At 41.4% G+C, this 18897-nt stretch carries 22 protein-coding genes; 1 reads left to right on the top strand and 21 read right to left on the bottom strand.

Going from position 1 to position 18897, the window contains the following annotated elements; genetic code table 11:
• Window positions 1–16 precede the first annotated feature (16 nt).
• The 13 genes from M1E09_RS11355 to M1E09_RS11295 all read right to left on the bottom strand — a co-directional run bounded on the left by M1E09_RS11355 (window position 17) and on the right by M1E09_RS11295 (window position 10951).
• Window positions 17–547: an NADPH-dependent FMN reductase gene (locus tag M1E09_RS11355; RefSeq protein WP_456270990.1), complete on the bottom strand. Its 531-nt coding sequence runs from the start codon at window positions 545–547 to the stop codon at window positions 17–19.
• Between the two features lie 79 nt (window positions 548–626).
• Window positions 627–1100, bottom strand: coding sequence for a hypothetical protein (locus M1E09_RS11350; protein WP_456270989.1), 474 nt, complete (start codon window positions 1098–1100; stop codon window positions 627–629).
• Window positions 1101–1123: 23 nt separating this feature from the next.
• A complete protein-coding gene (locus M1E09_RS11345) occupies window positions 1124–1369 on the bottom strand; it encodes a DUF1450 domain-containing protein (RefSeq protein ID WP_456270988.1) in 246 nt (81 codons plus the stop codon).
• An 82-nt stretch (window positions 1370–1451) separates the two neighbouring features.
• Window positions 1452–2051, bottom strand: a complete 600-nt coding sequence (locus M1E09_RS11340) for a nitroreductase family protein (protein WP_456270987.1) — start codon at window positions 2049–2051, stop codon at window positions 1452–1454.
• Between the two features lie 434 nt (window positions 2052–2485).
• Window positions 2486–3346, bottom strand: coding sequence for a pirin family protein (locus M1E09_RS11335; RefSeq protein WP_456270986.1), 861 nt, complete (start codon window positions 3344–3346; stop codon window positions 2486–2488).
• Window positions 3347–3563: 217 nt separating this feature from the next.
• The gene (locus M1E09_RS11330) at window positions 3564–4685 is read right to left on the bottom strand and encodes an NADH-dependent flavin oxidoreductase (RefSeq protein WP_456270985.1); all 1122 of its coding nucleotides are present in this window, start codon (window positions 4683–4685) and stop codon (window positions 3564–3566) included.
• A gap of 204 nt (window positions 4686–4889) precedes the next feature.
• Window positions 4890–5309: an Rrf2 family transcriptional regulator gene (locus M1E09_RS11325; RefSeq protein ID WP_456274967.1), complete on the bottom strand. Its 420-nt coding sequence runs from the start codon at window positions 5307–5309 to the stop codon at window positions 4890–4892.
• A gap of 128 nt (window positions 5310–5437) precedes the next feature.
• Window positions 5438–5650: a hypothetical protein gene (locus M1E09_RS11320; protein ID WP_456270984.1), complete on the bottom strand. Its 213-nt coding sequence runs from the start codon at window positions 5648–5650 to the stop codon at window positions 5438–5440.
• An 89-nt stretch (window positions 5651–5739) separates the two neighbouring features.
• The gene (locus M1E09_RS11315; RefSeq protein WP_456270983.1) at window positions 5740–7791 is read right to left on the bottom strand and encodes a sensor domain-containing protein; all 2052 of its coding nucleotides are present in this window, start codon (window positions 7789–7791) and stop codon (window positions 5740–5742) included.
• A 620-nt stretch (window positions 7792–8411) separates the two neighbouring features.
• Complete coding sequence (locus M1E09_RS11310) at window positions 8412–9545, bottom strand: alpha-hydroxy-acid oxidizing protein (RefSeq protein ID WP_456270982.1); 1134 nt, start codon at window positions 9543–9545, stop codon at window positions 8412–8414.
• An 89-nt stretch (window positions 9546–9634) separates the two neighbouring features.
• On the bottom strand, window positions 9635–9919 hold the full coding sequence (locus M1E09_RS11305) for a hypothetical protein (protein WP_456270981.1): 285 nt from the start codon (window positions 9917–9919) through the stop codon (window positions 9635–9637).
• A 227-nt stretch (window positions 9920–10146) separates the two neighbouring features.
• Window positions 10147–10581 (bottom strand): CBO0543 family protein, encoded by a 435-nt coding sequence (locus M1E09_RS11300; RefSeq protein WP_456270980.1) that lies wholly within the window; start codon window positions 10579–10581, stop codon window positions 10147–10149.
• Between the two features lie 94 nt (window positions 10582–10675).
• Window positions 10676–10951, bottom strand: coding sequence for a hypothetical protein (locus M1E09_RS11295; protein WP_456270979.1), 276 nt, complete (start codon window positions 10949–10951; stop codon window positions 10676–10678).
• A 204-nt stretch (window positions 10952–11155) separates the two neighbouring features.
• On the opposite strand from M1E09_RS11295, the gene M1E09_RS11290 reads away from it, so the two are divergent.
• Complete coding sequence (locus M1E09_RS11290) at window positions 11156–11332, top strand: hypothetical protein (protein WP_456270978.1); 177 nt, start codon at window positions 11156–11158, stop codon at window positions 11330–11332.
• 146 nt (window positions 11333–11478) lie between these two features.
• Here M1E09_RS11290 and M1E09_RS11285 read toward each other — a convergent pair whose 3' ends face one another.
• The 8 genes from M1E09_RS11285 to M1E09_RS11250 all read right to left on the bottom strand — a co-directional run bounded on the left by M1E09_RS11285 (window position 11479) and on the right by M1E09_RS11250 (window position 18866).
• Window positions 11479–12006, bottom strand: coding sequence for a hypothetical protein (locus M1E09_RS11285; protein ID WP_456270977.1), 528 nt, complete (start codon window positions 12004–12006; stop codon window positions 11479–11481).
• A 754-nt stretch (window positions 12007–12760) separates the two neighbouring features.
• On the bottom strand, window positions 12761–14146 hold the full coding sequence (locus M1E09_RS11280) for a PepSY-associated TM helix domain-containing protein (protein WP_456270976.1): 1386 nt from the start codon (window positions 14144–14146) through the stop codon (window positions 12761–12763).
• Between the two features lie 547 nt (window positions 14147–14693).
• Window positions 14694–15908 carry an MFS transporter gene (locus tag M1E09_RS11275; RefSeq protein WP_456270975.1) on the bottom strand — a complete coding sequence of 405 codons (1215 nt, stop codon included), beginning with the start codon at window positions 15906–15908 and terminating at the stop codon, window positions 14694–14696.
• Between the two features lie 115 nt (window positions 15909–16023).
• Window positions 16024–16194: a hypothetical protein gene (locus M1E09_RS11270; protein ID WP_456270974.1), complete on the bottom strand. Its 171-nt coding sequence runs from the start codon at window positions 16192–16194 to the stop codon at window positions 16024–16026.
• 70 nt (window positions 16195–16264) lie between these two features.
• A complete protein-coding gene (locus tag M1E09_RS11265; protein WP_456270973.1) occupies window positions 16265–16786 on the bottom strand; it encodes a GNAT family N-acetyltransferase in 522 nt (173 codons plus the stop codon).
• Between the two features lie 163 nt (window positions 16787–16949).
• Window positions 16950–17348 carry a hypothetical protein gene (locus M1E09_RS11260; protein ID WP_456270972.1) on the bottom strand — a complete coding sequence of 133 codons (399 nt, stop codon included), beginning with the start codon at window positions 17346–17348 and terminating at the stop codon, window positions 16950–16952.
• Between the two features lie 397 nt (window positions 17349–17745).
• Complete coding sequence (locus tag M1E09_RS11255; RefSeq protein WP_456270971.1) at window positions 17746–18297, bottom strand: aspartyl-tRNA synthetase; 552 nt, start codon at window positions 18295–18297, stop codon at window positions 17746–17748.
• 95 nt (window positions 18298–18392) lie between these two features.
• Window positions 18393–18866 carry a DUF4367 domain-containing protein gene (locus M1E09_RS11250; protein WP_456270970.1) on the bottom strand — a complete coding sequence of 158 codons (474 nt, stop codon included), beginning with the start codon at window positions 18864–18866 and terminating at the stop codon, window positions 18393–18395.
• Window positions 18867–18897: the final 31 nt, after the last annotated feature.

The following is an 18897-nucleotide window of genomic DNA, read 5'->3' as shown; positions in this document are numbered from 1 at the left end:
GGGGTGTAATTAGTTTTTACAATCCTTTTTGAAGTTTGATCATTTCATCGCCCATTTTACCCATTCGGTCCAGCACATCTTCGTTGATGATGACATTCTGTCCATCAAAGCAGCTGTTGTGGACGAATACGTTTCTGGACGGCAATGTGCCTTTCAAGAATGAAATGATTGGCTTCAAATGATATTCAGGAACAAGGTAATGTTTTTCTGAACCTGCCGTTGTTACCATACCGACCACTTTTCCATTGAATCCTTCTTGTGGAATGTGGTCAAACAGGTTTTTAAGCACACCTGAAATGGAAGCCTGATAGACAGGTGTCCCGATGATCAGCATATCAGCAGACAGGATGGTTTTGACGACCTTCTGCGTATCTTCATTATATTTTCCCAAAGGAAAGCCGCGTACCATTTCTACGTCGAAATCCTTAAGATCGATTAATTCTGTTTCAAGGTTTTCATCCAGCCGGCCAGCGATATCCAACGTTTGATTGACGGCGATCGCTGTTTTAGAACCGGCAAGAGCACCTGAAAGTCCTACTAGTTTCATATCTTTCCCTCCTACAAATTACATGGAATGTAAATTTAAACCACTCTATTACCTTAACACATACCCTTCCCCTTTGTGATCAAATATGCTTTCGTTTTGGAAAAGCCATGATCAACTTATAATGGATGAAAGAGAATACTAGCGCAAATATCGCGACAGTAAGCGATTCGTTTTGAAAAATAAGATCTGCCAGATACGCAAAGATGATGGGCATCGGGAGTGAAAAAGCAGCCATTTTCCAAAGATATTGATACTGAAGCTTCCGTTTGGCGAGCTTTGCGAATCCAACCAGCAAAATCGTCACCGCAGAAAGTCCTGCCAGCATACCGAATATGGAAAAAAGCGGGCCGACTATTAGTACCTGGGTGAGATAGATGCTGTCAATCTCCCTGCCGTCAGCCCCTAACAACTGGATCAGCACTGGGATGAACAACAGGATGATCAGTGACAGCAGGTAGAGCATCGTCCCTTTTAAATCGGTTTTAGTTAAATTTTTGCGTGCTTCCTTTTTGGGCAAACGCAATGCATTCGTATATATATGAAGAAGATTCATTCTTTACCACTCACCGTACTTTCCTAAGCATACACTGCAAGCTCGTGTTCAATATGAGCTTCGATCTTTATAAGGCACTCTTCAGCAGTTTTGGCAAAAATCCGTTTTCCGTTCACGATGGCATACGGTCTCTTTGCACACATGCCGCAAAAGGAAAGGCATGTGTTTTCAATGACTGCCACTTCCGGGTACTTCTCTTCTAAAATTTGTTCAAGATTGATTGAGTTGATCAAGCTTCCATCACAAATTTCGACCACTACAATTCCCATTACGACTTGCCTCCTTATTAAAAAAATAATAAACCCTGCCAAATATTATAACATGGACAGGGTTTCAGGACTCCCTTTCAGGTTACTTTAGGTTGTCAAAATCACTTTCATTATGAAGCCACTTGACGACATCATGGAGGTCCTTCCTTTTACCTGGCGGTGCATCCCTCTTTGGATAACCAAAATACAGAAAACCCAAGACTTCACCTTTTTCAGATAAACCGAACAACTCCTTCATTTTTGGATGATACGCAGGCTTTCCAGTTCTCCAGTAACCGCTCAATCCAAGACCATGGGCTGCAAGCAGCATATTTTGAATAGCTGCAAAAGCCGCTCCGTATTCTTCCACCTCAATCACTTTCGGATTATCCGCTGTCGGTTCAACTGCTACTGTGATAACGAGCGGGGCCCTGAAGGGTTTTTCCAACGTCTTTTGAAGTTTCTTCTGGTTGGTTTCGTTATCAGGTTCATCCATATTTTCTTTAGCAATGTCGGCCAGCACCCTCCCCAGGGGCTTCCTTCCGTTTCCTGTCAGGACAAAGAAACGCCAAGGTTCTGTCCGGAAATGGCTGGGAGCCCAGTGCCCTGCCTCCAGGATTTTTTCGGTAATGTCCTGCGGAACCGGCTCGTCCTTTACGAGTCCCATACTTCTCCGTGTTTTGATTGCTTCGATGATATCCATATGGTGTCACCTCCGAAAAATTTTGTACTTCATTACTTATATATGTGTGCTTATTGCCTGCTATCATCAATTTAAGGAAGTTACCAGTCAATGAAAAGCTATTTGCAGGAAGTCAACGGCCCAGTGAAAACCTGAATGCAGAGAGTCAACGGCCCGAATAGGGTGTAATCGGTCCAATGAAAACCTGAATGCAGAGAGTCAACGGCCCGAAAAACGAGTTACCGGTCCAATGAAAACCTATATGCAGAGAGTCAACGGCCCGAATAGGGTGTAATCGGTCCAGTGAAAACCTGAATGCAGAGAGTCAACGGCCCGAAAAACGGGTTACCGGCCCAGTGAAAACCTGAATACAGAGAGTCAACGGCCCGAAAAACGAGTTACCGGTCCAATAAAAACCTATATGCTAAGAGTCAACGGCCTGCAAATCGAGTTAACTATTCAGCAGCCGGACCAAATTTGCCAAGTTGGTAATCACGGAAGGCCTCACGGATTTCTTCCATTGTATTCATTACAAACGGGCCATATGGAACAATTTCTTCTTTGATCGGCTTGCCGGAGTAGACGAGGATCCGGGAACGGCGGCTGTTCGCTTTGATGACAAGGTCACTAGCCTTTCCTTCTTCTCCATTTTCTTCATAGGTCAAAGTCCCAACTCCATGTTTTGTCAAATTCACTTGGTTATCACCTAAATCCAGGTCCCCGGAAAGGACATAGATGAATGCGTTATGATTTTCAGGAAGTTGAAGCGTATAGTCTGCACCTTTTTCAAGAGAAATCTCAGACAATGTAATCGGTACGACAGATTCCATCGGTCCTTTCACTCCAGCAATATCACCTGAATAAACCTTTACCGTTCCTCCGTCAACCTGAACGACAGGTGCATCCTCAGAATAAACATTTTGATAAGAGGTTTCTGATTTCTTCAGGTCTTTCGGAAGATTCAACCAAAGCTGAAGTGTATGTGCGATATCATCATCGACGCCTTCCTCTGCATGCCGTGCTGCCCATCCAGCGTTCATGTATTGCACATCTCCCGGCTCAAGGATATCTCTGCCGCCGCCATTATCGATGTGCTCTAACCGACCATCAATGACATATGTTATTGTCTGAAATCCTCTGTGGGGATGATCGGAGAAAGTCCCGCGCTTAAACCAGTCCTCCGCCATCAGGATGAACGGATCGAAATCGTGGTGGCGGTTTGCGGGCAGTACCCAGCCTTTTTGGATTGAAGGGAATGCCGCTTCTTCATATTTAACATACCAGTGATCCTTCACGTTTCTTTTAAAATTAGTCACGTTATTTCCTCCTTATTTAAGATGTTTATTTAATAGTTGTTATAGCAACATTGACAATAAAAAAATTTATTAGTTCCATTTATATTAGACCATATTGACTAAATGGTTTCAATTAAACAGCTTTGGTTTACGTTGTTCAGGGAGTTCTTGCAAACCACCGGCTTTCGGGATTGATTACAAAGAAGTCTCATGAGCGTATCATGAGACCTCCGATATTTTATTCCTCGACTGGGAACCAACCAGGAGTATTGATGATCGCATTCCATAAGTAGTCGGGAAGGACGAGAGCCTGTTGATCGGATTTGGAAAGAGTTGTCGCAATCTCACTTTCTCTTCCCTCTTCCACTTTTTGCACCCAATCTGGATCCATGATGAGTTCACGGCCAAGTGCGAGCAATGGCACACCAGCATTCAAAGCCTTCAACGCTTCTTCAGGTGTATGGATCCCTCCTACTCCAATCAGTGGTACACGGCCGCTGATCGTTTCGAGAAGATAATCAATTCGTGTTTTCGTGTTCTCGACGCCGCGGCGAGGTTCAGACCAGAAGTCCATCAGCGAAACGTGCAGATAGTCAAGGTTTTTCCCAGCAAGTTTATCCACAAGAAACAATGTGTCATCCATCGTGATGCCAGGTGTCTCGGCCTCTTCAGGAGAAAAGCGGTATCCGACGATGAACGAATCATCTGCATGCTTAGATACTACTTTATTCACTTCGTCCACTATCGCAAGCGGGAATGTTAGACGTTTCTCCAGGCTTCCACCCCACTGGTCCTCACGGCGATTGGAATGCGGGGAAAAGAACTGCTGAATCAGATATCCATTTGCTCCATGGATTTCCACCCCGTCAAATCCTGCTTCAATCGCACGGCGTGTTGTTTCCCCGAATGCTTTAACAATTTCTTGGATTTCTGAATCCTCCAAAGCTCTGGGAGTGTGCCCGCTTCCTTCGGCTGCTACTGGACTGGCACTGACGATGTCACCATCCGGAACCAAGTCTGGAGGACATGCTCTTCCGCCATGGAAAACTTGCAGGATTGCTTTTGTTCCCTGATCTTTTAGAGCTGTCGCTAACCGGCGAAGGCTTGGGACCATACCATCATGGTCTGCACCAAACTCTCCAGGGAACCCTTTTCCATTCGGTGTAACATATGTACACGCAGTAATTACCATTCCGGCACCTTTTGAACGGCGAATATAATACTCTAATTCGCGATCAGATACCGTTCCATCAGGATGTGATGCAAAGTTCGTCATCGGTGCTAACACAATCCGGTTTTTTAACTGTATGCCATTATTGAAGTTAAATGGTTCAATTAGAGCCTGATAGTTTTTATTCATATTTGTAAACACTCCTGTTCTGTAATCGTCAACTATCCTATTGTCTGCGTTTTTTAACTTTACATGTGAGGTATTTCCTCGTTTATAATGTAATGTAAAAAGTTACAGTTAAGATGAATAAATAGCTTAAATGACTGAACTGCCATTCAAGCTATGTTTAAAATTAATACTGTAATAATAAAACTTACAGTTTATCCTGTCAACTCATTTACATTCTTTGATCTTATTCAGAACAGATTGAATGGTCGTTTTATCAAGGTAATCAGCAAAGTACTGGTCGGCATCAAAAAAAATGCCATCAACGACTTCCTGGATATTGGTAGAAATCAAACAGGATTCTTCACGCTCTCCTTTGCACCATGCGGGCTTGATTGCACCCATTGAAACGGAACGGTAGACTTGTCCCAATGTCAGTTCTTCAGGGTCGGCAGTCAACGTATAGCCACCGCCGGTTCCTTCTTTTGTTTTGATAAAACCAGATCCGCGAAGAAGGCTCATAATTTTCCGGATTCTTACGGGGTTGGTTGCAACATTGTGCGCTATTGCCTGGCTGCTCGCCATATGATCAGGCAGGTAAGCTAAATAAACCAGGCTGTGAACGGCAATCGTAAATTCACTATTCACTGTCATCACTTCCTCAATGATTCTTACTGTAATGATAGGGTTAACAGTTTGGTCTGTCAATTGGTGAGAATTTTGAAAAAAGCAGCCCAGGGCTAGAGCTCTGGACCACTTCAGAGAGAAATATGACATTACCGCCGCTTCTTTTTCGGATCGACTGCCTGCTTTTTGATGATGGGTTCCATGCTCACCTGCACATGGACATTTCGTCCGTCAAAGCTCTGGGCACTTAACACTTTTGCTTTTCGGCCTTTTATCTTGATAACTTCCCCTTCATAAGGGAGGTTATCGCGGAGTTGATTCAACAGGATGTTACGTTGTTCAATGAAATAGACGTGATACATAATCTCACCCGCTTCATATAGAATATCTTCCTTTTCATAACTATATGATTGGGGCGGGAATTCGATACTTTCGGACAAATTGTTAAAAATCATTTATTCCATAAATAATTAACCAGGTTGCGATATGGCAATGGTTTGCTGAATAAATATCCTTGGATCTCATCACAGCCCATATTTTTAAGTGATACTAGCTGTTCCTCAGTTTCAACACCTTCCCCGACAACCCTGATCCCAAGTTCGTGGGCTAAATTGATGATCATGCGGGCAATCAGATAGCTTTCTTTATCAAGGGTGATGCGTTTGACGAAGCTTCTATCCATCTTGATTACATCTGTTCTGAACTCCTGAATATAATTCAAGGAGGAAAAGCCGGTTCCGAAATCGTCCAGTGCTAGGCTGAAGCCATGTTCCCTAAAAGAACGCAATATGTCCTTCACACGTTCTTTGTTGTGAATAATGGCAGATTCAGTGATTTCCAGTTCAATTAGGGAGGGTGCAATATCCAAATCACTGACGACTTTGAGATAATCTTTTACCACATCATCATGTAAAAGCTGCTGTGGTGACAAATTTATGGAGATTTTATAATCTGATCGAAACTGCTGGTTCACCTCTTTTAATCTTTTACAGGATTCCATGAATATCCAATGTCCGGCCTTGTTCATCAGGTTGCTTCTTTCTGCGGCAGGTATGAATTCTCCCGGAGCAACAGGCCCCAATTCAGGGTGATTCCATCTAATTAAGGCTTCAAAGGATTCTGTTTTCTGTGTTTTTGTATTGATCCTGGGTTGGAAATGTACATCCAATTCATTTTGTTCTATTGCCTTTCGAAGATCGTTCTTGATGACAAAGGACCGGTAGCTCAGGGTTTTGATGGATGAGTCGAACCCCTTATAATTGTTTTTTCCTTTTTGTTTACTATGTCTTAGTGCGTTCGTTGCATAGTTAAGAAGGATTTGCTTGTCTGAAGTATCATCAGGGTATCGACTGATTCCCGCACTTACTGTTATATTTATTCTTTGTCCATCGACATCGAAAGGCTCTTTGAACAAGTCTAGCAGAAAGGAGCCCAGGTCCTGTTCTGAAATTCTGTCATCCGTACAAATCAGCGCAAACTCATCACCTGCAATCCTTGCTGCAAACAGGTTTCTGGTTAAACTTTTGGAAATCCTGCCAGCAATCTTTTGAAGGAGCTGATCTCCTGCTTCATAGCCAAAGAGATCATTGATATGTTTGAAATCATCTATGTTAAACACAACCAGAGTTACTGGCTTTTCAGCACTGATCAGGGATTTTAAGCGGGATTTGAAATAGTTTCTATTTGGAAAACTCGTCAAAGAATCATAGAAGGCATTCGTGCTCATTTGCTGCTGTGCCCTTTTTTCTTCGGTGATTTCCCGAAAGTTGATGACGATGCCGTTAATGCTTGGATGATTCAAGAAATTTGTCATCACAAGTTCATGTACATAATACAAACCATCTCCGTGGATGGCTCTGACTTGAAATCGGATAGGAACCTGAGTTTTCCTTACAGCAGATTGAAACTGATTTTTATAAAAATCATAATCCTCCTTATGTATAAGCTCCATCACACTATTATTGATGACTTTGTCGACTTTGTTGCCAGTGATTTTTTCATAAGATGGGCTCATATAGCTGATCAATCCATGAGAATCGACAATTGCCACTCCTTCACTCGAGTACTGATTCATCGCTTTGAGGCGTTCTTCATTGGAACTGATTTCTTCTTCCAATGCTTTCTTCTCCGTAATATCGGTACGAATGGAAATATATTGATAGGGTCTGTTCTTTTCATCAAGGAATGGAACGATGACTGTATCCACCCAATAATAAGTTCCATCCTTCGCCCTGTTTTTAACCTGCCCTTTCCAAACGGCGCCACTGGATATCGTCCTCCACATATTGCGGAAAAAATGTCTGCTGTGATGTCCCGAATTGATGATCCTATGGCTTTGCCCGATCAATTCCTCCCTCGAGTACTTGGATATCTTGCAGAATGTTTCATTTACATAGGTAATCATTCCGGCGCGGTCCGTAATGGCGACAATCGAGGATATATCCAAAGCTTCTTTTATATTTTTCAATCTTTGGTCGTTGGTTGATTCTATAGCTTGATTCATGATGCTCACCTTTTCTTAAAGTCATTCCAAATTCAATCCAAGAAAATTATGCCAAATTTTTTGTGGATCGACTGTGACTTTTGTCACGGGAGAGGTAATGGAATGATGAAAATTCAAAAAATCCTAAGCGACCCATACATTCTGATGGTTGGACGTACGACTTGCTCGAGATTCGCCGTCTAATTTTTAAAACAAAAATCTTAATGCTTATCAATTGGCTTTGTTAAAGAGTTATGTAATTTTAGGAACCTACTTAAATGATGTTGCCTGATTTCCGCTCCAGGTGTACGACTCCGCGGGGCGGGCGGTGAGCCTCCTCAGCTTCGCCTGCGGGGTCTCACCTGTCCCGCTAATCCCGCAGGAGGTCGCACACCTTCCGCTCCAATCGACGGTTTTTCTATATTTCACTGAATTTTTGAGATTCTAGAACTGTAAGAAACGTATTTACCCCTATAAACTGCGCACAAAAAAACTATTCACTTATAACAGAAGTAGCATAATCAATGCATTATATTATTAATGGATAAGAGATTCACCATTTAAATTTGATTGACATCATCAACTAACAGAGCTTATCAATTAAAAAAGCTCCAAGTATAGATACTCAGAGCAATAAGGTTTTATTTGCGATATAAAAATGACTTATTGATTTGTTCTATGGATGTGACTCCTGCAAGAGCCATGGTGGTTTCAAACTCTTTCTGAATCTGGTGAACGACTTTCCTGACTCCTTCTTCCCCTTCCCTGGCAAGTCCATAGATGTATGGCCTGCCCAGCAGGACAGCAGCTGCTCCCAAGGCCAACGCTTTGAAGATGTCACTTCCCCGGCGTATGCCGCTATCGAATAACACAGGAACCTTCCCTTCAACTGCACAACATACCTTTTCGAGTGCATCCAATGCAGAAATTCCGTGATCTAACTGCCTGCCGCCATGGTTCGAAACGATTACTCCGTCTACACCATAGGATAACGCTAATTTTGCATCTTCAGGATGAACGATTCCTTTTAATAGAACAGGCAGGTCCGTATATTTCCTTATTTTCTGGATGGCATCCCATTTCACTGCAGGGTTTTCGAACAATTCCAGCTGCTTCTTTATCGCTGCTTCCCGGTCCTGCTCTATGGGGAATTCCAAGAGTTTCTTAAAAACAGGGTCGGAAAAATAATTTCCGCTGCCGACTCCTTCACCCACTGGGGAATATTTGTTAAAATGATCTCTCTCCCGGAAGCCGACAATCGGTGTATCCACTGTTAAGACGATGGCAGAATAACCGGAAGCTTCAGCTCTTTTAATCATGCTTTCCGCTACTTGTTCATCCCCTGCATAATATAGTTGGAACCAGCGAGGGCAGTCTCCCATTCCATCAGCAATCTCTTCCATTGAGTACGAACTGACGGTGCTTGTAACATATGGAAGATTCATAGAGGCTGCCGCTATTGAAGAAGCCAGCTCTCCTTTGGGGTGCGCAATTGTCTGCACGCCAATCGGGGCTAGAAAAACAGGAGTAGGCAAATTATATCCGAATAGGGAGACGGATGTGTCAATTGACGAAACATCCCTCAAGGCCCGGTGAAACAGCTGCCATTGGCCGAACGCTTCCCTATTCGCCCTCAGCGTAGATTCCTCTCCAGCACCTCTGGCTATGTAATCGAATGCGTTTATCTTCATCACTTTTTCAGCTTCGTTTTCCCATTCATTGATGGTGATATGTCTTTCTTCCAATTCAGTAACTGCTCTTTCAACCCTTTCCAACCGCTCTTCCCTCCAATTCTAATAGGTAAAATAAGTATGGCATACGGCTGGATATAATTCAAACTAATCTGAAAATTAATATGTTCACTTTAAGAAAATCCGATGATTGATACGAAAATGATAATGGTGATGATCACAATACCACCTGCAATCAACCAGTAGCGGCTTGAATTTCCTTCCTTCCTCAACATCACGTAGTTAAAACCAAGGAATACAATACCGCTGATGAATAGACTTAAAAGGGATTCTAAAGTCAGAAGGCTGAATTCCTCACCCCAGCTGAAAGAAACCCACAGGATAAGATAAATATAATAGGATATGACCCCGATGAGGCCATTCCCAACATAAAAGAATAATTTCTTCATATTGCTCATTCACTTATCATCTCCTCTTCTATAATGGAGGGAACAGTTCTTATACAGTAAATACCCGATTCAGGCCTTCATGAAAAGTCAGTTTGGTTGGCACTTTTTAAACAATCTTGGATCATCCCTGCTGGATTAGTTCACTTCTCTGGCGAAATAATTTGTACAATCCCTTTTCCTAATGCAGAGGCAACTATATAAAAGAGAATCGACTCATAGGGTTCCCACGATATCCTTCAAAAAAAATCGGCAATGATGAACAATTCTTCTCCAACAAATGTTGAGAATAGGGCCAAGGCTAAGTTTGCAAAGAAGAAGGCCTGCCATTTATCAAAGTATTGATAGACGACCATCATTGCACAAGGAATGATACTAAGATCGACTGGAACTAAAGGAGGCAGCATGGAAAATAGTTCATGCGGATAGGTCCACCAGACCATATTCGTGCCGATGCTATCGAGGCCTACCGTAACGACAGCCATTAACAGTCCATAGGTCAGCAGCTCATAAATCCTTTTTTTATCAGCAAGCATCCACCAGACAACCCATGGGATAATTGTAAGAACCAATAACACCCACCATTCCCATTGTAAAAAAGTGTTGCTTATCCAATACTCGACCAGAGCATCCCTCTGCACTCTCTTCAATTCTACAAGTTGTTCTATAGTCACAAATATCTTCTCCCCGATCAAATCTCATACAAGTTATTCTCCTATTAATTCCGGGAAGTATTCAAGAAAACGGGGTTCATCAATAACTTGAAAATTAACTTCTACTTTTATTTAATTTACTGATTACATATTTCAAAAGAAGATAAGTGGCAAATAACAAGGCAATACCTACGAAACTAATTGTGAAATTATCCTCTTTGAAGATAAAAGGACTTAACATATCATTATCAAACAAATAAGCAACTAAGTAATATACAAGGGCAATAACAATGAATAATGACATATCCAATTTTGTCATCTTTTTATTTTTAACAGCCATTGTCAACCCTATTATTACAAAAACGAAAAAGAGCCATGCTCCAAAATTCACCGCCTGCCACCTCACCTTTTAATCGAAATAACATTACCTTTCTTGCATTTTCCAGAACCCCTGAATATCTGAACATTATTGAGATCAACACAATTACCGCACAGCACATCAGTAAATCCTGGACTCTAAATTGTTTCAAGAGTAATATCACTAAATTACTAATGATATAATATTACTAGTTTACGAGGGAAAGGAGAAACAAAAATGTTTGATTGGCTCTGGTTACCGTTAATTGTTGCAATTTCTTTATCTTATTATGCTCATAAGAATGGATTGAAGCATAAGCAAAAAATAAGAGAAATTGATTTAAAAGAGAAACAAATTGAGTTAGAAATGATGAAAGAAAGAAACGGATCTTCTTCGGATAAAAAGGAAGATTAAGTATAGGACAAGGTTTTACTCAGGAAATATGCGGATAGTATTGCCCGGGCGACTGTTTTGTACAGCAGCTGCCCCCCTAAAAGGGTATATCATGGTCTGATAAAATGTTTATGCCCTTCAGACATCCACCAATATCTCTTTCGACTCTACTGACTGTCCAACTCATCCTTCTCTAACCACTGTTTAACTTTCTTATCCATTTCTTTTTGTAAATCCTCTATATTCCCACTGTCTTGATGAGTCATCTTTAAGTATTTTTTGGGAAACATCTTTCTTAGAGAGGGCAGGTATCCACTTCCATCTTCTGGTTCTAAATATTCAATAACGGAATAATCTTCTTCTTTACTTAATCGAATTACGGCAGGTAAGGAATGCCCAGCTTGGTTTTCTATTCCAGTAGATTTATTAAAACCGCCGTAATAAGACCACATATAGACGCTTAAGATTCCATCTGATTCATTCGTGCCATATACTTTATGGACTTCGAATTGTTTCTCTGTATCAAAATATGAGGAGGAGTATTCTTGAATGATGTAATCAGAAATGACCTTATCCACCTCTTCTGGGATATGCTTATCCCCATCTTGCAGGTTAACTTTACTCCCAATACAACCAGCTAAAAATAATGCTCCAAAAAATAACAATAAAATACTGGTTTTGAATATAGTACTCAATGCCCCCATCCTCCAATAACATAACGATTTTATATCGTGTAAAGTATGTAAGTCTTCTTTAGCTAACCTGCCCTTCTGATGTGCCGCTTCTTTCTCCTTCTTTTCAATAGACACCTTTTATCTAAAGAATCTGTTGTTTCTTGAATAACACCCTGTTAATTAGACGAAAACCCGGTTAGATTAGTTTCGGAATAATCGGTTAATCTGCAATTAACGGTGTATTCTCACTAGGCTTATATAAAGGAGTCTGGACAACAATTGTTTTACAATAACTATCCTGAAACAAAAAAAAACGAGGCTGGGACAAAACCTTAATAAAAGGGTCTTTTCGCAATGAGTGTGGCTGATTAAAAGTAATGGATTTCCGCTCCAGACGCACGACTCCGCGGGGCGGGCGGTGAGCCTCCTCAGCTACGCCTCCGGGGTCTCACCTGTCCCGCTAGTCCCGCAGGAGGTCGTACGCCTTCCGCTCCAATCCCCCTACGTAATAGGGTGAAGGGTAAAATAGCATTAAAAGAACAATCTTTTAGAAAAGATCCTAATAAAATGAATGAACCGCATGAAGTCAAGTATATAAACCTTGATCTCATGCGGCTTTATTTTGATATTTCTACTTGAATCAATTAATTTTTCAACTTATGTCCCAGCCTCTTTCTAATGTTATACATAAGTTATATTCTCCAAAACGGAACAGTATTCAGTTAGAATTTAGTTGTTTTCGGGATGTCCAAAAAACACCCGATTTGCATCACAATCAATTCAACCAGTTTTGTAAGGGTTTGATTTTGGTAAAAACAAATCGATCTAACACAAAGATGATAACAATAGATAATCCGACTAATGGCATGATGACGCCGAGAACCAGCATGATGATGAACACAGTCCTCGTTATCCTTTTGTCTTTCGGCTTAGGAGAAGATCCAAGCTTTCCTTGCGGCTTTCGTTTCTTCCACATCATTAATGAGCTGACAATAAATCCAATCAGACCGAGGCATACCACTAGGCCGATTATTTGGTTGGCAAGGCCGAACAATCTGCCTTCATGGAGTGCGATCCCCATTGTAATCGCTTTTGCCATCAACCCATAATCCGAGAACCGGACATCAGTCAGAACCTCGCCGGAAAATTGATCCACATGCAAGGTTGCATTATCACCAGGCTTGGTATGGGAAGTGGCAATCGTATAAACCCCTTTTTCGCCTTGTGGCATGGAAACTGTGTAAGGTTTATTGATTGACTCGGCAGCTGCAATGGAAGAGACTTCATCCAGTGCTAACTGCTGGACACCAGTCCCGGAAGCGGGAACTTCTAAATTTTCTGAAGCCCAAGGAACGTCCTCTGCCACATCTTTAGCTGTAACCACCGATTCTGGTTTTGGTCCGAAAGCAAAAGCAAAGGCTGGATAGCCGCTGTTAGTGGAAGCGGCAAGCCGGTTGATTTGCTCGCCCATCACTCCTGACCACGGAAGCCCTGTTGCTATTAAAATTACAATAAATAAGGACAGCCAAAATGCAGGGACGGCATGCATATCTCTCCAAAACGTTCTTCCTCTGCTCTTGAAACGCGGCAAAACAGTTCCCCAAATTGAAGCTTTATTGCGCGGCCACCAAATATACAATCCTGTGACCAGAAGTATGATGCACCAGCAAGCCGCCAATTCTACCAGGCGGTTTGCAAACGTGCCGCCAATAATCAATTCGCTATGAAGTTTCTTGAAAATTTCAGTGAACTTCTCCGAATTCTCCATGGAACCGTGAATCTGACCGGAATATGGATTGACATAGACTGTACTCATCACACTATTCTCCATTAAACCTATCTCTGTTGTTCTTGATGGATCATCTGATACTTTATAGGAAGTAATGATTCCGCCTGGATACTCTTCCTGAACTTTCTCAATCTGCTTGGAAACCTTCAGGGAGTCACCGGAATCTTGAACATAATACAAATCTTTGTACAGCATTGATTCAATCTGCGGTTTGAATAAATAGACCGCTCCGCTAAAGGCCAGGATGATCAAGAACGGTGCAAAAAGAATACCGGCATAAAAATGCCATCTCCACACGGCTCTGTATATATCAGTCTGAACCTTTCTCTTCGGCTTTTCTCTATCTTTACTTTCCAGTTTAATTGCTTCCATACTCTCAACAACTCCTGCATCAATAATCTTTCAGTAAGATTATAGTAATAGGTAATTGTGAGATAAGTATGAAGTATAGGGGTGAAAATCGCTGCGTCATTAACTTGTCACATTTTACTATCGGTTGGTTTTTGGAAATAAGGGGAGAAATTGCGCTTATTTAAGAAAAAGCACGAAAAATAGCTAAAATAAAGGGAAAGATTCCCCTTATTCTCTTTAAAAGATGCCTAAATGGTTCATTTCGTTGTGTTTAAGGGGAAAAATTCCGCTTAAATAGCCTAAATCAAATGCTATTGAACAGCTTAACGGGAAAATTTCCCTTTATTTCAGATAGGAATATTCATATCCTTCACAGGCATACCTCCTGCTACAGTGAAATGATGTGATAGGGAAACCTGCTTATCCTATCATGAAGGGAGACTCTTTTATACAACGCTATAAGCTCTCTGGAACCCCTGGCATAGCCAGAAGTTTTCAGGACCATGAAAAAAAGCAGCTCGAAGCAGGTTTCCACACCTGCTTCGAGTTGCCTTTTACTTTGGGCTGTCTATCCGCTATACTTTAACCTCCCTTTCTTCTTAGCCTTTTTCCATTGAATAGGCGTCAGGGTCCCGACCAATGCGACAAAACTGCTCGCGAGCAGGATCCCTGTCACCCCTTTGAATGCCACGATGGATAACAGGCCGAACACAATCAAATCAAAGGCAGAATCCAATACGGAAATCAGCGACAAAGTGGTCGCGCGGATTTCCGAAGGGATCAAGTCATTTTTCAATTGAGAGTAAATCGGTCCCCTCATCGCCTGTCCCAGCCTTAAGACAAAGAACGAGCCAAGGACGATCCAAAGCGATTTCCCATACAATGCTGAAAGAAGCAAGCCTATAGCTGCCAGTGCTCCCGTAACATTCATCAACAGTACTCTGCTGAAACGGTTCGTGAACCATCCAACAGATTGGGAGATGAAAAAACCGCCAACGGCAGCCAAAGCATATAACACACCGATCATCACAACCGGCAGGCCGGCATCGGTGAAAATCGGCTGGTTGAATGCTTCATAGACAGAATCAGCCGGAATGAACACCAACGTAAAGTTCACAAACAATAACAGCAGCGTGGGGGCTTTTCGAATTGCCTTCACCCCGGATGCCACCTGAGTGAACGGGTTTTCCCGGTAGTCGCCATAGTTACTTGGACTCCGCAAGAAGAAAATCAACAGCAATTCAACCACGTGAAAGGCAAGACCCAGTACAATCAGAAAGACAAATTGCTCATCCTTCAAATCACTGGCAAAATAGGCTCCAAACAAGACGGCAAGAATCATAGAAATGAATCCTGCTGACTGAATTTTACCCATCGCACGGTCCATCCGGTGATGGTCATTGACTTCTTTCAAAGATTCATAGACAAGTGCTTCATCTGCGCCTGAGAAAAAGGTGACAGAAAACCCATTCAGCGCACTGAACAGGAAGAACATCCAAGGTTCATAGGAGAAAATCAACAATACGAGACTTCCGATTTTTATGATGACCCCGATTAGAAAAGAAACCTTGGGACCAAACCGGTCGGCGACGACTCCCCCGGGAACTTCCCCGATAAGGACAGCTCCGCTCCAGAATAACTGAAGCCAGAGAATATGTAACGGTTCAAGCCCCCTTCCCATATAAAAAAGAGTCAATACAGGGGCAATGAAATTGATGGTCCCGAAGAAGCTGATCCAGAACATATACTTAATATTGTGTTTTGAAATGCTAGTTGTTGTCATTTTGATTCCTGCTTTTTATTTTTTCTGAAAACCATACTTTTTATTGTACCATTTAAGCTTGTAATCTATAAAAATCAAAAACCTCATTGCATTAACATGAGGTTTTCTTATCAGATCATTTTTCCATGGAATCCCGGTATTCCAATAATACCTGCAGCCATTGGGCCGGACGTTTCTTGAATTCATCAAGGTCCTGATAGGGAAGTGTATAGAGATGCCAGCCAATTGCCCGATGAAGGCAGCCCAGTTGGTCGGAAAGCTTCAGCAGGTTTTCAAGGTCCTCCATTTTCCCGAAGGCTGTCCAAGGTTCCAAATAAAAAATAGAAGTACTTCAGTGTTAAAGTATACACCAGGTTTCACACATGCTTTTCCATGCGGATATCCGTCCACATTTTACCTTCCCAATAGGTGAAGTTCTCTATATAGCCAATTTCTTTATACCCCATTTTTTTATAAAGCTTCATAGCATTTTGGTTAAACTCAAAAACACCTAGCTCAATCCGCGACAGCCCTTCCGATTTAATTTGTCTCTCCAGGAACTGAATCGCCTGTCTTCCGATCCCTTTTCCTCTTCCCGCCGGCTCACCAATTGTGATGCCAATCCATGCAGTTCCTGCTTCTTTTTTAAAAAGATGACCTGGGTCAACCATATAATTCATTTCGCCGATCAGTTCGTTGTCAAGATAGATTATATAAGTACGATGGTTTGCCAGTCGTTTAGTTAGATCATCCAGAGTGACTTTCTCCCTGCGTTCCAATTCCTCCTGATTTTTGTTAGGGCGGGTCAATGGAATGATAACTGGATCATTCTCCCAGCGATTCATGGCTTCCACTATAGCTGGAGTGGGTTCAAGTAACTTCTCAAAATGAATATTCATTTTTTCTCTCCTGTCTCTGTTCGTCTTTGACTCTTCTTTTATTATACCTGCATCTTCTCATTCTTTTAATGGTGTTCGTACAGAGCGTGTTAAATTTTTGAGTAGAGTGCGAGGCTGGCTTGCATGATAAAAAATCCCCCCAAAAAACTTTTGGGGTGTAAAATTATTTGCGAACGAGCCTTTCAATATATTCATAATCAATTGAATGATGAACAGCTCTATGGAAGAATCCTCTGTACCTGATGGTATCATCGGAGTTAATAATGAATTCTTTTAATCTTTGGCCCTCTTGATTAAAAATGGTTGTTCGAAAACTGTAACCCATATAGCCAAACGAAGGCTTGCCTTTTTGAGTGGTCACAGCATTTAGGTTATTGATGATATGGCGGATAGACTCCCTGTCCGTGATTTCCGTTTCAAATCCAGTGTTCCCGTCAAAAACAGTTATTTTTGAAACATCAGATGGGTCTATATTCATAAATTTATGAGGAATGAACGTTAAGGCAAAAATCAATAGCAGCACGGAGGGGATGGCAGCAATAATCAACCATTTTCGTTTCAAGATGTCACTCCCTTTATTATTAATTGAATAACTCCAACCAAATTGGATAATCAAACTGGCCATCAGAGATTTGAATGAATTTCCCGAATACACCAATATGGGTAACACCGTGCTGATTATGAACAACTGGTGTGTATGCAGAAAAGATATAAAAGTTAATTCTTTCAATATCTAGGTTAGCAGGAATTGGATCGTGCAAGTTTTCTTCATTAAACTGGATATAGTCCTCTGTTCTTGGGTTTGTTATTAATGCAATGATGAGTAGAGCGAAAAGAGATAGCTTGACTACAAGTTGTCTGCTATTCTTTTTAATAAAAATCCCTCCTTTGGGGATTCTTCCTTTGTTGGATTGCAATCTTTAAAACTAGAAAGGTAAAATTAGAGATGTATGAGCGCTCTATAAATTTATTGATTGAATGACCGTATGTGAATCTTTATTGAGCAACTTTAACTCCTCATGATCAGTATCTTCATCACTTTCAAAATACCATAGATACAATCCCTCTACATTATATTCCTTCTGTAAGGAAGGGGGTAACATCGCCAAATTTAAAAATTCAGCTTCTTGCCCATCAACTGTGACAAGTCTTTGATCACCATTTCGGATTAGACCATATATCAGATTCTCTCCATGTCCCTGGTATCCACCTAATTCTTCATACTTTCGCTTACTATCCATAGGGCTCCAGCTGAACATCCCGGTTTTCCACCCGGTTAATCCTTTTCGAACTTTCACAGCCCCCAGGTTGTTCTTATCCTTTATAAAAAAGTACAAAGACTCATCCTCCGCTTTGAAAGCAGGAATTAACAACAATTCTTTGTCAACTGCATTAATGGCATCATGAGGTTCCGAATAGGAGTCCTTCTGTTCATTGAAGACCCATAAAACAATGAGAATAATAACTATAGCAACTGTAGCAACTGTTTTGAAAACCGTAGAATTTTTCACATGTTCCCCTCTTTTACAACGTAAATGTAATGATTACTTAAAAATAAAAAGCTGAGGGTTGCGTTTTAAACTCCCCAGCTTTCATCTGCATATCTTTATTTGAATGATTCGGCCGTTTCGATTAATTCTTCCTTCGTAATTTCTTTATCTGATTGTTGGCCATAATACCCTAAATCATATGAAATATTATTATCAGTCCATTTTACAATCATGGCACCTGCGTTATTTACGGCATACTTGCCCTTGTTATTTCCGATGGTGACCTCTTCGAACTCCAGGTCTGAACTTTCGACTGATTTACCATTTACAATCATCAGTCCCAAGTGATTGGTGCTTTCACCCGTGCTCATAAAATCAATGGTTATGATATTTTCAGAACTTGGTGGTTGACTAAATTGAGCATTGGTCTCTTCAAAAGGGATTTTCGTAGGGAGTTTAGGTTGAAACGAAAGGGTGTCCATCTCTTTTTCTAATTGACTAGTATCGAAATTATGTAAAGTGCTATTACTGCTGCTGCATCCGAATAAAATCAAAATAGTTATGGTCAGCATGAACAGAACTTTCTTCATACAATTACCTCCTTAATAGTCACCCTCCAAA

It is taken from the genome of Bacillus sp. AK031 (assembly GCF_053903065.1).
The sequence above is the reverse complement of the archived record's forward strand: the minus strand, read 5'-3'. Positions and strand labels throughout refer to the sequence as shown.

What these genes read in the sequence shown, in the direction of transcription:
- M1E09_RS11315 (WP_456270983.1), bottom strand. Translation starts at nt 7,791, where the DNA reads ATGAATCAAGCTATAGAATCAACCAACGACCAAAGATTGAAAAATATA.
- M1E09_RS11290 (WP_456270978.1), top strand. Translation starts at nt 11,156, where the DNA reads ATGTTTGATTGGCTCTGGTTACCGTTAATTGTTGCAATTTCTTTATCT.
- M1E09_RS11350 (WP_456270989.1), bottom strand. Translation starts at nt 1,100, where the DNA reads ATGAATCTTCTTCATATATATACGAATGCATTGCGTTTGCCCAAAAAG.
- M1E09_RS11250 (WP_456270970.1), bottom strand. Translation starts at nt 18,866, where the DNA reads ATGAAGAAAGTTCTGTTCATGCTGACCATAACTATTTTGATTTTATTC.
- M1E09_RS11275 (WP_456270975.1), bottom strand. Translation starts at nt 15,908, where the DNA reads ATGACAACAACTAGCATTTCAAAACACAATATTAAGTATATGTTCTGG.
- M1E09_RS11280 (WP_456270976.1), bottom strand. Translation starts at nt 14,146, where the DNA reads ATGGAAGCAATTAAACTGGAAAGTAAAGATAGAGAAAAGCCGAAGAGA.
- M1E09_RS11265 (WP_456270973.1), bottom strand. Translation starts at nt 16,786, where the DNA reads ATGAATATTCATTTTGAGAAGTTACTTGAACCCACTCCAGCTATAGTG.
- M1E09_RS11355 (WP_456270990.1), bottom strand. Translation starts at nt 547, where the DNA reads ATGAAACTAGTAGGACTTTCAGGTGCTCTTGCCGGTTCTAAAACAGCG.
- M1E09_RS11340 (WP_456270987.1), bottom strand. Translation starts at nt 2,051, where the DNA reads ATGGATATCATCGAAGCAATCAAAACACGGAGAAGTATGGGACTCGTA.
- M1E09_RS11320 (WP_456270984.1), bottom strand. Translation starts at nt 5,650, where the DNA reads ATGTATCACGTCTATTTCATTGAACAACGTAACATCCTGTTGAATCAA.
- M1E09_RS11345 (WP_456270988.1), bottom strand. Translation starts at nt 1,369, where the DNA reads ATGGGAATTGTAGTGGTCGAAATTTGTGATGGAAGCTTGATCAACTCA.
- M1E09_RS11305 (WP_456270981.1), bottom strand. Translation starts at nt 9,919, where the DNA reads ATGAGCAATATGAAGAAATTATTCTTTTATGTTGGGAATGGCCTCATC.
- M1E09_RS11270 (WP_456270974.1), bottom strand. Translation starts at nt 16,194, where the DNA reads ATGGAGGACCTTGAAAACCTGCTGAAGCTTTCCGACCAACTGGGCTGC.
- M1E09_RS11330 (WP_456270985.1), bottom strand. Translation starts at nt 4,685, where the DNA reads ATGAATAAAAACTATCAGGCTCTAATTGAACCATTTAACTTCAATAAT.